The sequence below is a fragment of the Mesorhizobium sp. ArgA1 genome, from assembly GCF_053714375.1.
On sequence record NZ_JBSKBQ010000001.1, the window covers coordinates 1410406 to 1423325 of the forward strand.

Sequence of the window (12920 nt, forward strand, 5' to 3'; positions counted from 1 at the left end):
CTTTTCTATTCGTATACGAGGGGACAATGCAAAAGGCCGCCCGGTTGTTCCGGGCGGCCTTTTGTCTGGTCGATGAAAACTGGCCTATTCGGCGGCTTTCGGGAAGGCGATTGCCGGCTCGTCCAGCGGGCCTGGCTTCGGCCCCGAGGACGCGCCCGGCTTCCTGTCGCGGCCGGATATCCGGCGGAAGAACGCATAGAAGCGGCTGTTCTTGCTGCGCGTGAAGATCATCAGCATGGACGGCGTCACCACCAGCGTCAGCAGAGTGGCGAAGGACAGACCGAAGACGATAGCCGAGGACAGCGAAATCCACCATTGCGTCGACGGCGCGTTGATCGTCGTCTCGTGATGGAAGATTTCCAGCCCAAGACCGAACGCGATCGGCAGCACGCCGAGGATGGCCGACACCGCCGTCAGAACGACCGGGCGGGCACGCTCGCGGCAGGTCTGCAGCACAGCCTCCATCTTGTCCCAGCCCTCTTCGCGCAGCCGGTCATAGGTGTCGATCAGCACGATGTTGTTGTTCACCACCACGCCGGCCAGCGCGATGACGCCGATGCCCGACATGACGATGCCGAACGCCTCGCCTGTCAGGAGCAGTCCGAGGAACACGCCGATCGTCGCCATGACCACGCAGGACAGCACCAGAAGCACGCTGGTGAACTTGTTGAACTGCATCAAAAGCACCAGGAAGATCAGGAAGATCGCGGCCCCGAAGGCCTTGCCGAGGAAGGCGCTGGCTTCGGCGCTGTCCTCGTTGGAGCCGGCGAGCTTCCAGCGTATGCCGCTGTCGAGCTTCATGTCGGTAACCGCCTTGGTCACCTCCGCCTGCACCGCCGCAACCTGCGTGCCGGCGGCGACGTTGGCCTGCACCACCACGGTACGGGCGCCGTCGATGCGGTTGAGGATGCCGACGGTCGGCTCGGGCTTGCGCACGACGAAGTTCGAGATCGGCACCGAGCCTTGCGAGGTCTGCACCCTGAGCTCATCGAGCGTCGACAGCGTGCGCCGATCTTCGGGCAGGCGCAGCCTGATGTCGACGGCATCGTCGGCGCCGGCCGGCCGGTATTCCGAAAGCTTCAGGCCGTTGGTCACCAATTGCACCACGGTGCCGACCGAAGTCGGACTGATGCCGTACTGCGCCGCCTTGGCCCGGTCGACCTCGAGCGCCCAGTCGACGCCGGGCGGCGGCAGACCGTCGGAGACATCGATGACGCCGGGCACCTTGGAAATGCGTGCCGCAACGGCGCGGGCCTGGTCGTCGAGCCCCTTGGGATCGATGGCCGAAAGCCTGAGCTGGATCGCCTTGCCTGTGGGCGGACCCGCTTCCGGCACGCGCACCTCGACGTCGACGCCGGGAATACCGGCCATGACGGTGCGCAACTCGTCCAGGATCTGGTTCGCCGATTTGCGCTCGCGCCAGTCGATGAACTCATACTGGATGACGCCGACGACGTCTTCCGGCACATCCTGGCCGCCGCCTTGAGTCTTGCCGACGCGGGTGTAGACCGATTTGACGCCGGGCCAGCCGAGCAGCCGGTTTTCAGCGATCCTGGTTGCCGTATCCATTTCGGCCAGTGAGAGATTGCCGCGGGCATGCACGTAGAGCAGGCCGTAATCGGGCTCGACGCTGGGGAAGAACTCGACGCCGGCGCCATACTTCGAATAGGCGACGCCGACGCCGGTCAAAAGCACAGTGGTCAGCACCAGCACGGTGATCGGGAAGCGGACCGCCTGCTTGACCAGCGCCATGTACCAGCCGTCGCGACCTTCCTCGTGATGCTCGGGCGGTTTGGCGAAGATAGCACCCAGCGTCGGCGCGAACACCAAGGCATAGAGCATCGAGGCCGACAGCGTCACGATCAGCGTGATCGGCATGTATTTCATAAAGTCGCCGATGATGCCGGGCCAGAACAGCAACGGCGAAAACGCGGCGATGCGCGTCATCGTCGCGGCGATCACCGGGCCGGCCATGCGCTTGGCGGCAAGGGTGAAGGCTTCGGCCTTGGGCATGCCTTCGCCCATGCGCCGCTCTGCGAATTCGGTGACGATGATGGCGTCGTCGACCAGCATGCCGACCGCCAGGATAAGGCTGAACAGCACGATCATGTTGATCGTGTAGCCCATCATGGCGAGCAGCAGGATGCCGATCAGGAAGGATGACGGAATGGCAAGCCCGATCAGAAGCGAGGCACGGCCGGACAGCGCATAGAGGATGACGATGAACACCAGGATGACGGCGATCATCACATGGTTCTGCAGGTCGCCCAAGAGCTGGTTGACGAAGACCGACTTATCCTGCGTATAGGTGATGTTCATGCCTTCCGGCATGGACTTGACGTAGGCGTCGGACACTTCCCTGACCTTCGCCAGCGTGTCGATCAGATTGGCGCCGATGCGCTTCTTGACTTCGATGGCGATGGCCGGCTTGCCGTTGAGACGGGTGATCGTCTCGGCGTCCTTGAAGGTCGAGCGGACCGTGGCAATGTCCTTTGCCTGCACGACGGCATTGGGGCCGGCGACGACAGGCAGGGCAGCCACATCCTCGGGCGTCTCGATCAGCGACGGCACCTTGACCGCGTATTTGCCTTCCGAGCCCTCAAGATTGCCGGCGGCGACCAGGCTGTTGGAGGCTCCCACGGCGCCGATCAGCTGGTCGAGCTGCAGGCCGTAGGAAGACAGCTTCATCGGATCGATGACGACCTCGACGAGATCGTCGCGCGAACCCTGCAACGAGCCTTCGAGAACGCCGGGCACCTCTTCGATGCGGTCGCGCAATTCGCGTGCGGCAGCCGTCAGCACGCGCTCGGGCAGTTCGCCCGACAGCGTCACCACCAGCACCGGGAATTCGGAAATGTTGACCTCGGTGACGACAGGCTCTTCGGCGGCCTGCGGCAGGTCGGCCTTGCCGTCCTGCACCTTGGAGCGCGTGTCCTGCAGCGCTGTCGCCAGATTGGTCTGCGGCTGGAACTCGACCAGCACATAGCCGCCGCCCTGGAAGGCGGCCGAGCGCATTTCCTTGAGGCCTTTCAGGCTCTTCAGCTTGCTTTCCATCGGCCGCAGCAGAAGCCGCTCGGAATCCTCCGGCGAAATGCCCTGATAGATCAGGCTGACATACATCATCGGAATCGGAACGTCGGGTTCCGCTTCCTTCGGCGTCGACGAATAGGCGACCCAGCCCGCCAGCAGCAGGAATCCCAGCACCGAGATGGTCAGCCGGGCATTGTTGATCGCGAGTTTGACGATATCCATGGCTAACGCCTGTTCTCAAAGATTATCAGGATCCGCATTGCAGTCGGTTGTCCCCGCCCGGGGGCATCCCGGCGCTACTGCGTTGTCGCTTCGCCCAACAGTTTCTGGATGGTCGCCTGGTCGGCCTCGACCGGCTTGACGACGTCGCCTTCCTTGACCAGTTCCTGGCCGGCGACGATGACGCGGGCATCGGCGGGTATGCCGCCAAGCACGAGGCCGTTCGGCGAGTCGTCGACCAGGTCGATCGGGAAGAACACCACCTTGTTGTCCTTGTCGACGGCGCGAATGCCAAGGTCGCCCTTGTCGCCGAGCGTCACCACCGAGCGCGGCAACATGACGGCGTCGGTCGGCTGCGCGCTGAGCGAAATCTCGGCCGTCATGCCGGCCGGCACCGAACCATCGGCATTCGGGACGGCAATTTCGACGCGGAAGGTGCGCGTTGCCGACGAGGCGTCGCGGCTGATGTAGCGCACCCTGCCTTCGACGGTCTGGCCGCTGACCAGCCGCACCGCGGCCTTGTCGCCGAGCTTGAGATAGCCAAGGTCGCGCTCGCTGACTTCACCGCGCGCAATCACCGGATCGAGCTTGAGGATGGTCGCCACCTCGCCGCCCTGCATGACGGAACTGCCGAGTTCCACCGGCACCCGGTCGATAACGCCGTCGAAGGGCGCCTTGACCAGATTGCGGTCGAGCTCGGCCTGTGCCGTTTCCAGCTGCGACTGCGCCGCGGTCAGGTTCGAGCGCGCCGTGTCGAGCTGCAGCGTGGGCAGGTTGCCGGTCTTCATCAGCCGCAGCGAGGCGTCGAGTTCAGCCTGGCGCTGCACCACAAGCTGCTTGGCGCTGTCGACCATCGAGATCTTTTCTTCAGCCGCCAGCATCAGCACCAGATCGCCTGTCTTGACGTGATCGCCCTGCTTGACCGGCAGCCTTTCGATGACGCCGGCGACGCGCGTGGCGAGCACGGCGCGCTTGTCGGCCTCGGTCAGCCCGGAAATGCGGATGGCGCGGGCATAGGTCTTGCGCGGCGGCGTCACCACCGCGACGGTGCGCAGCGCCTTGGGCTCCGCTTCGGCGGCCTTCGGCCCGGTTGTCGGTGGCTTGGCTGCATCCGGCGCCTTGGCCTGATCGCCCGGCTTGGCCTGATCGCCTGCCTTGGCTGCGCCTTCGACAGCGGCGCTGCCGACCGACGAGAACGCGCCTGTTCCCATCCAGGCGGCGAAGCCAATGAGCACAACTATAGCGGCAAGCTTGTGAAACCTGATTTTCGGCATCATTGTTTTTCCACTGCGGGTTCGGCCAGATCGTTTTCCAACAAGGCCCGTCTTCTAACAGCTACCGTGTCTTCAACTCGGGCGCGTCGCCGATATGGGTGCTCGTCAGGCCGTGTTCAATTTGCCGTGAACGGCGAAGCCGCGCTTCTACATCAAAGTTGCAGCGCAATATAGTCACAAAAGTTGCGCGATCATTGCGTCACGGGACACGGCGCGCCTGCCCCCATCCAGTTTTCGATTGCTTGATAGGTCGCTTCGGCCGAGCCAGGCGCCGCCTCACGATCGGCACCCGGGGCCCAGCCCCAGGCGACCAGTTTGTCGTCGCGTACATGCAGCGCAACATCCTCCAGACTGCGGTCGCCATTGCGACTGCGATCCTTGATCTGGGCGCAGATTTCCGCCGAGGATTTGCCAAACCAGACCATCTCGACCGGCGCCAGATGCCAGTTCTCGGCGCCGGGCGGCCCGTGCAATGCACTGGAATTGCTCGCGAAATGACACGTCGTGCAGCGCAGGCCCGGATTGCCGAAACCGGATCCGTCTGCGCCACGCTGGACGTTGAAGGCATGGACGCGCGTCCCGCCATAGTGAGCGCCGGACCAGCGCGGCCGGTCGTCGGCGACATGGCAGTCGGCGCAGCGCGGGTGCGAGAACACGGCGTAGATCTTGTCCCATTCGGGCAAGCCTTTCGCAGCGTCGACTGCAACCGGCGCCGGTGCCTGCCCTTCTTGTGCGATTGCGAAGGCCGCTGCCGAAAACAGGGTGGCAAGAGACGTCAGCATGATGAGGAGCTTTGTCATGCGAAAGCCACCGCCTTCGAAAGCGGCAGCGTCCGGATGCGCTTGCCGGTGAGCGCGAAGATGGCGTTGGCAAGTGCGGGAGCCGCAGGCGGCGTGCCGATCTCGCCGACGCCGCCCATCTTGTGGAAGTTCTCCAATATCGCGACTTCGAAAGCGGGACACTGGAAGATGCGCATGGCATCGTAGTCGTGGAAATTCGATTGCTCGACCATGCCATCGGCGAAGGTGATTTCCTGACCCATAGCCGCCGACAGGCCGTAAATGGCGGCCGAGATGAGCTGCGCCTCGATGATGCCTGGATCGAGTGCTGTGCCGACATCGGCGGCGATCCACACCTTCTCGATGCGGATGCCGGCGGGCGTGTCGGCAATCTGGATGATCTCGCCGACCCAGCTGCCGAAAGACAGGCTGAAGGCAATGCCTTTCGCCTTGCCTGCCGGCAGCGCCTCGCCCCATTTCGCCATCGCGGCGACCTTCTCGATCACCTTCACCGCCGCCGGATAGTTCGCCATGAGTTGCTTGCGCATCTCGACCGGATCGGTTTTTCCGGCGACCGCGATCTCGTCCATGAAGCCTTCATGGAAGAAGCCGTTGATCGAACTGCCGACCGAGCGCCAGAAGCCGACCGGGACAGTGACCGGAGCGGCGACGCCGCTCACCCGGTAGTTCGGGATGGTGTAGGGCTGGTCGTAGGCGCCGTCGACGATGGCCTTGTCAGGCCCGAGCGGCGATATCGAGGGGAACAGCCGGCGCAAGGTGCCGGCGATCACCGATGGCGAGGCGATTGTCATGTCGACGGCGACCGGCAGGCCATCGTCGCCCAGCCGCGCCCGGAATTTGCCGACGGCCGCCGGCCGATAGGCGTCGTGACGCATGTCCTCCTCGCGCGTCCACGTCACCTTGACGGGACGCCCGCCCGTTTCCTTCGCCATCAGCGCCGCACACAGCGCATAATCCATCTCGACGCGGCGGCCGAAGCCGCCACCCATGAAGGTGGTGTGGACCGTCACTCTGTCCTGTTCGATGCCGAGCAGATTGGCGCAAAGCTGGCGCACAAGGGTCGGCGCCTGGTTGCCGCACCAGATATCGAGCACGCCGTCCCTCAGCCGCGCCGTGGCATTCATCGGCTCCATCGTGGCATGCGCCAGATAGGGCACAGCATAGTCGGCCTCGATTGTCCTTTCGCGCGGCGCATCGGCGAAGGCCTTGGCGACATCGCCATCGTCGCGCAGTGCCGAGCCCTCGGTGCCAAGCGCCTGCTTCAGCACCCCGGCGATCGCCGCGCTGTCCGGCGGATATTCGGGATCGGCCCATTTGGCGTCGATGGCGTCCGCCGCCTTGAACGCCGCCCAGGTGTTTTCGGCGATGATACCGAAACCGTGGCCATAGTTCGTTTCGAGCGGCACGATCCTGATCACGCCGGGCATTTTTTCGGCCTTGGCAAGGTCCGCGCCGACCGGCCTAGACCAGAAGCGTGGGCTCATCTTCACCGTGCCGTAGAGCATGTCCGGCAGCCTGACATCGATGCCGAAGATCGGCGCGCCGGTGACCTTGGCCAGCATGTCGATGCGCTTCTGCGGCTTGCCCAACAGTTTCCAATCGGCTTTGTCCTTGAGCCGGACTTCCGCCGGCGGCGCAATCGCGGCAGCGTTTGCCGCCACTTCGCCGTAGGTCAGCGACTTGCCCGACGCCTTGTGCAGGATCGAACCGTTGGCCGTTTCAAGATCGGCAGCTTCCATGCCAAACTTCTGCGCCGCCGCAGCAATCAGCATCTGCCGCGCGGCTGCGCCCGCCTGCCGCATCTTGTTGAAACCGTCGCGCGTCGAGGCCGAGCCGCCGGTGCCTTGCAAAGCGAGGAATTTGCCGACCACACCCAGGCCTGAACGCACAGCCTGCGCGGTCATGCTCTCGTCGAAGAAGGCAAACGGGCCGCCCTCTTCCAGGATCGCTGCATTGTAATAGGCGTAGGAGGCCGGGCCGTGTTCGACCTTGACCTGGTCGAGGCTGACGTCGAGCTCCTCGGCGACCATGACGGCAAGCGTTGTCGAGATGCCTTGCCCCATCTCGGCGCGCGGCGCGACGATGGTGATGGTGTTGTCGGCGCCGATTTTCACATAGGGATTGAACGTCGCCTCACCGGCGGCGAGATCGCCATCCAGCGGGTTCGGGTAGGGCTTGCGGTAATAGTAATAGCCGACGGCGACGCCACCGGCGATGGCAGCCGCGCCGATGAGAAAGCTGCGCCGTGCGATCTTTGCGACACGGGCCATGATCAAAGCCCCGCCGTCTTGAGTGCCGCAGCTTTTTTGATAGCCGCGCGTATCTTCGGATAGGTGCCGCAACGGCAGAGATTGCCACCCATGGCGTTGTCGATGTCGGCATCGGTCGGATCGGCGACCTCGTCGAGCAGTGCCACGGCGCTCATGATCTGGCCAGCCTGGCAGTAGCCGCATTGCGCGACCTGCTCTTCCAGCCAGGCCTGCTGCACCGGATGCAGTTTGCCGGGCGCACCGATGCCCTCGATCGTAGTAATGGCGCCGGTGGCCTGGCCGACCGGCAACGAGCAGGAGCGGACGGGCTGGCCATCGACATGCACCGTGCACGCGCCGCAGGCGGCGATGCCGCAACCGAATTTCGGCCCGGTCTTTCCGATGAGATCGCGCAGCGCCCATAGCAGCGGCATTTCGGGATCGGCATCGATGTCGAACGACTGACCGTCTACGGTGAGGCGCATGGGGGATACCCTTCGTTGTCGTCCACAGTCCGAAGCGGAATGGGTACGCCATCTCGCTTCATACAAGTTGACAAAATTCGTAATTTTGTCAATAGAGGTTACGCAGATAGTGTCGCAGCCGTGAATCAGATCGAAGACATCACCACCACAGACCCGAGGCGCGTCCGCATTCTGGACGGCGCCATGAAGGTGTTTCTGGCCTATGGTTTTTCGCGCACCACCATGGACGATATTGCGCGCGCCGCCGACATGTCGCGGCCGGCGCTCTATCTGCTCTTCAAGAACAAGACCGACATTTTTCGCGCCATAGCCATGATGCTCCTGTCGCGCTCAGTCGAGGCGGCAAAGGTGGCGCTGGCCGGCGATGGCACCTTCACGGAGCGCATGACGCGGGCCATCGACGAGGGGCTGATCTCGATGATGCGAGGTGTCATCTCATCGCCGCACGGCGCCGAGCTGCTCGACATGAAGTCGAGCCTTGCTGATCTCGTCGTCTGCTGGCGCGACGGCCTTGGCGAACATATCGCTGCGGCGATCGAGAAAGAGGCCGGGCGCAACGGCGCCGACCTGGCGGCCGAGGGCCTGTCGGCGCGCCTGCTCGCCGACATGCTGCTTGACGGGCTGGAAGGCATGAAGGCGCGCATCAGCGATGCGGACGAACAGCGCAAGGCCGCGGGCGCGCTGGTCAAGGTGATCGACCTCGCCCTTCAGGCCTGACGCCGCTCCGCCTCCGGCTTCTTGCGCGCCGCGAGGAACTCCTTGACCCGCCGGCCCGGCGCGGGGCCGCGCACCGGCTTGAAGCCATCGTCGAGCTCGCCCGAGAGATCAAGCGTTGGCCGCTTGCCGACGGCGTCGTAGTTCTCCTCCAGCCAGTCGCTCGCCGCCGTGCGGCCGAGGTCGCGCAGATAGGTCAGGAACGCCCATTCCGCATTGACCTTGGACGACGCCGAGAGGTCCTTGAACGCCTCGTCGGCGTCGATGCGGTGCATGCGGATGTCGCGATACTCGCCATGCGGCAGGCGGCCGGCGGCGATCAGTTCCTTGACGAAGGCGATCGAGCGGAATTCGTTCAGCAGCCCGGCATTGAAGGTGATCTCGTCAATGCGGTTCTGGATTTCGTTGGCGCTTTTCGGCGTGCCTTCGCGCACCACCGGGTTGATCTGCACCAGAAGCACGTCCTCGGTCGCCGCCGTCTTGAAGAACGGGAACAACGCCGGATTGCCGCCATATCCACCATCCCAGTAGGGCACGCCCTTGATCTCGACGGCGCGGAACAATTGCGGCAGGCAGGCCGAGGCCATCACCGTGTCGAGGTCGATTTCGCCATCGGAAAAGACGCGCAGCTGGCCGGTCTCGACATTGGTTGCCGAGATGAACAGCTCCGTCGACTTGCAGGCGCGCACATTGGCGAAATCGATCTCCTGCTCGACCACGTCGCGCAGCGGGTTGAGCCCGAGCGGATTGGCGACATAGGGCGAAAACACCCGCGACATGGTGTCGAAGAAGAAATAGCCGGGCGTATTTTCGATCGACCAATTGCCCCAGGCGACGTCCCATGGCATGCGCTGCACCGGGCTGAACCGGCCTTTCGCCGCCACCGCACGCCAGAAATCATCGAGCTTCTTGCGTGCGCCATCAACGCCGCCGCGCACAAAACCGTCGGCCAGCGCCACCGCGTTCATGGCGCCGGCGCTGGTGCCGGACACAGCCGCGATCTCCAGCCTGCCATCCTCCAGCAGCCGGTCGAGCACGCCCCAGGAGAAAGCCCCGTGCGAGCCGCCGCCCTGCAGGGCAATGTTGATCTTCTTGGTTTCCTCCGCCTTGCCGTTTTTCGTCATGGCGTTCCTGTATCGGTTTGGGCGCTGCAGCCTTGTCCCGCCCGGGAATCGGGCGGGGTTCGACCGCAGCGGACTTATGTTGCAGTGCAGCATATAAGTGATGACCGAGGCAAGAACACGAACACGGTCGCGTGATCACATGAAATTTCGGTCATGAAAGAACGGCCTCTCCACCTGAAATGGAGAGGCCGTTTTCCTTCGAAACGGTGTTGCGATCTCAGGCGACGAGCTTCGGCACCGGCCCGACATAGCGCGATTGCGGTCTGATCAGCCGCCCTGTCGTCTGCTGTTCACGCGCATGCGCGATCCAGCCGGCGACGCGCCCGGCGGCAAAGACATTGCTGAAGGCCTGTGGCGGAAAGCCCGCCGCTTCCAGCACCAGCGCGGTGAAGAATTCGACATTGGTCTGCAACGAGCGCTGCGGCTTGGCGATCCGCAGCACCTCCAGCGCCGTCTGCTCCACCTTCTCGGCGAAAGCCAGCCTGCGGCCGGTCTCGCCTTCGCTGCCGAGCTGCCGCACCACCGCTTTCAGCACGTCGGCGCGCGGATCGCGGACACGGTAGATGCGATGGCCGAAGCCCATGATGCGTTCGCCATGCGCGACCTCGTCGCGCAGCCAGTCGGCGGCATCGCCATGCGCCTGGATTGCGTCCAGCATCTCGATCACCAGACCGGGCGCGCCGCCATGCAACGGCCCCTTGAGCGCGCCGAGCCCAGCCAGCACCGACGATGTCAGGCCGGCGAGCGTCGAAGCGACGACGCGGGTGGCGAAGGTCGAGGCGTTGAGGCCATGGTCGCAGACGGTGACAAGATAAGTGTCGAGCGCTTTTGCCAATGCCGGCGACGGGATTGCTCCGTTAAGCATCCGCAACATGTCGGCGGCATGATCGGCATTGCCATCCGGCGCGATCGGCTGATCGCCGCGCTTGAAGCGCAGCAGGGCCGGCGTCAGCACCGCAGGCGCCCCGATCAGACGCAAGGCGTCCGCCAGGTTTTCGCCGTCAGGCAAAAGTGCGATGCCGGCGCGCATCGCGTCGTAGACATCAAGCGGCGCCAGCATCGGCAGCGATGGCTGGAGGCGCTCAAACACTTCGACGCGCGCCTCGCCCAGTCTCGCCGCCAATTCGGCATCGCCTGGAAGTTCGTCGAAGAAGCCGTCCAGCAGCAGGCGGACCACTTGCGCGTAGCGCCAGTGGCCGGCCAGTTCCGGCAGCGAATAACCGCGGATCGTCAGACGGCCGCCAAGACCATCGACATCGGAGAGCACGGTCTCCGCCGCCACCACATCATCGAGCCCGTTTGCCATGTTTCGTCTCCTTGCAGCTTTTCTCCACTAGACATAGGGGTTAAGCAGCGCATAAATCAATCTTGATCAATATAATCAATATCAGAGCTGATCATGTCCGAATGGTTGTCGCGGGAAGAGGCGCTGGGAAGGCTGAAGGTCCGGCCGCAAACCCTTTATGCCTATGTCAGCCGTGGGCGCATCGGCATGCGGCCGGATGAGACCGACCCGCGCCGCAGCCAGTACCGCGCCGACGACATCGCAGCCCTGGCAACCCGCCGGGCGCGCGGCCGCAGTCCCTCGGCCATCGCCGAAAGCGCGATCGCCTGGGGTGAACCATCAATCGTAACGGCTATCTCGACTGTCCTGCACGGCCGACTGATCTATCGGGGACGGGATGCGGTAACGCTTTCCAGATCGGCCACGCTGGAAGAAACTGCCGCTTTGCTTTGGGCCTTGCCTGAACCGGTGGCTTTCAAGGCACGCTCATCGGATGTCCCTTCTCAAATCGGCCGCGCCTCGGCCTTTGCGCAGCTTGCCATGCTTGCCAGCCAAGGGCGGCCTTCGCTTGGACGCAGCGCTGCCTCGCTGTGCACCGAGGCTGCGCACACAGTTGGAGCGCTGGCGCAGTCGCTGGGCGCTGTAGCCGGCACAGACCCTGTCCATCGGCGTCTGGCGCGGGGCTGGTCGATGGGTGATGACGGCGCGGAAGCGATCCGCTGCGCACTCGTCCTGCTTGCCGATCACGAACTCAACGCATCGACCTTCACTGCCCGCGTCGCCGCCTCGACCGGGGCTTCGCCTGCCGCTTGCCTGCTGGCGGGCCTGGCAACCTTGTCCGGCCCACGCCACGGTGGCGCCGGCGAAGCGGTAATGCAATTGGCGGAAGATGCGGCGGTGCACGGCGCCGAGGCGGCGGTCCGACGCTGGCTCGGCCACGACCGGCCATTGCCGGCGTTCGGCCACCCGCTCTATCCTGAAGGCGATCCCCGTGCCACCGCACTTCTGGCCGTCATCCCAGTCGACGAGATACTGCAACAGTTGCAAAAAGCCGCCATTGCCGCGACCGGCGCGCATCCGAACATCGACTTTGCCCTGGCTGCGTTGACACGTGGCCTGGGCCTACCGCGCGATGCGCCGTTCCATTTGTTTGCGTTGGGACGCAGCGTCGGCTGGGCCGCTCATATGGTCGAACAGATCATGAGCGGCAGCATCATCAGACCGCGCGGCCGCTATGAGGGATTGTCGCCGTCGGCGAAGCAAAGCGAACATCCGAAAGGCGCGTAATTCGCCGCCTCACTATCCCGAATCGCAAGGACCCGGCGATTCTTAGTCTCGAACGCCCTCAGCAAAAATATCGGAAAAATCGGTCACGCAGAATTCGCAGATAAAGGCAGAGGGACCGGCCCCTATCCTCGCGTCAGCCTGCGTTCTGCCGCAGAACGAGCACGACACAGTCGAGGCTTCGGCGGCACCTTCGATGGCGCTATCATCGGAGCTTGTCGACAAGAGATGCTGGACGGTTACCGATATGACACCCAAACACGCAGTGGCCTCTTCTGTGCTCCCAGCCTGGGTGAGAGTCTCATAATACTCGCAAGCCGTGCGAAGTATTGCGGCGTAATCACCTTCTCGAGATAATTTGACCCAAGTTTCGGTAATGCTCTCGTCATGCATGACCTGCACCTCTTGCTCGTCTCACAACAGCACCAGGTACAGATATGGTCGGGGTCTCCTCGA

Annotated in this window: 10 protein-coding genes; 2 read left to right on the forward strand and 8 right to left on the reverse strand. The window is 64.0% G+C overall.

The window, feature by feature from the left end:
* Positions 1-84 precede the first annotated feature (84 nt).
* From ACWGTI_RS06975 to ACWGTI_RS06995, 5 genes are all read right to left on the reverse strand, one after another.
* A complete protein-coding gene (locus tag ACWGTI_RS06975) occupies positions 85-3252 on the reverse strand; it encodes an efflux RND transporter permease subunit (RefSeq protein ID WP_454586380.1) in 3168 nt (1055 codons plus the stop codon).
* A 74-nt stretch (positions 3253-3326) separates the two neighbouring features.
* Complete coding sequence (locus ACWGTI_RS06980) at positions 3327-4523, reverse strand: efflux RND transporter periplasmic adaptor subunit (RefSeq protein ID WP_454586491.1); 1197 nt, start codon at positions 4521-4523, stop codon at positions 3327-3329.
* Between the two features lie 191 nt (positions 4524-4714).
* Positions 4715-5323 carry a hypothetical protein gene (locus ACWGTI_RS06985; protein ID WP_454586381.1) on the reverse strand — a complete coding sequence of 203 codons (609 nt, stop codon included), beginning with the start codon at positions 5321-5323 and terminating at the stop codon, positions 4715-4717.
* On the reverse strand, positions 5320-7593 hold the full coding sequence (locus ACWGTI_RS06990; RefSeq protein WP_454586382.1) for a molybdopterin cofactor-binding domain-containing protein: 2274 nt from the start codon (positions 7591-7593) through the stop codon (positions 5320-5322). Before ACWGTI_RS06990 ends, ACWGTI_RS06985 begins: the two co-directional genes overlap by 4 nt.
* A 2-nt stretch (positions 7594-7595) precedes the next feature.
* The gene (locus ACWGTI_RS06995; RefSeq protein WP_181057865.1) at positions 7596-8057 is read right to left on the reverse strand and encodes a (2Fe-2S)-binding protein; all 462 of its coding nucleotides are present in this window, start codon (positions 8055-8057) and stop codon (positions 7596-7598) included.
* 120 nt (positions 8058-8177) lie between these two features.
* Between ACWGTI_RS06995 and ACWGTI_RS07000 the strand changes: the two genes are divergently transcribed.
* A complete protein-coding gene (locus ACWGTI_RS07000; protein ID WP_454586383.1) occupies positions 8178-8774 on the forward strand; it encodes a TetR/AcrR family transcriptional regulator in 597 nt (198 codons plus the stop codon).
* Here the strand turns inward: ACWGTI_RS07000 and ACWGTI_RS07005 are convergent.
* Entirely contained in the window at positions 8765-9895 is a 1131-nt protein-coding gene (locus tag ACWGTI_RS07005) for a patatin-like phospholipase family protein (protein ID WP_454586384.1), read from the reverse strand. The genes ACWGTI_RS07000 and ACWGTI_RS07005 overlap by 10 nt on opposite strands.
* 217 nt (positions 9896-10112) lie before the next feature.
* The gene (locus ACWGTI_RS07010) at positions 10113-11201 is read right to left on the reverse strand and encodes a citrate synthase/methylcitrate synthase (RefSeq protein ID WP_454586385.1); all 1089 of its coding nucleotides are present in this window, start codon (positions 11199-11201) and stop codon (positions 10113-10115) included.
* A 93-nt stretch (positions 11202-11294) separates the two neighbouring features.
* Here ACWGTI_RS07010 and ACWGTI_RS07015 point away from each other — a divergent pair, with 93 nt between their 5' ends.
* Positions 11295-12467, forward strand: coding sequence for a citrate synthase (locus ACWGTI_RS07015; RefSeq protein ID WP_454586386.1), 1173 nt, complete (start codon positions 11295-11297; stop codon positions 12465-12467).
* Between the two features lie 42 nt (positions 12468-12509).
* Here ACWGTI_RS07015 and ACWGTI_RS07020 read toward each other — a convergent pair whose 3' ends face one another.
* The gene (locus ACWGTI_RS07020; protein WP_454586387.1) at positions 12510-12857 is read right to left on the reverse strand and encodes a ClpX C4-type zinc finger protein; all 348 of its coding nucleotides are present in this window, start codon (positions 12855-12857) and stop codon (positions 12510-12512) included.
* Positions 12858-12920 lie beyond the last annotated feature (63 nt).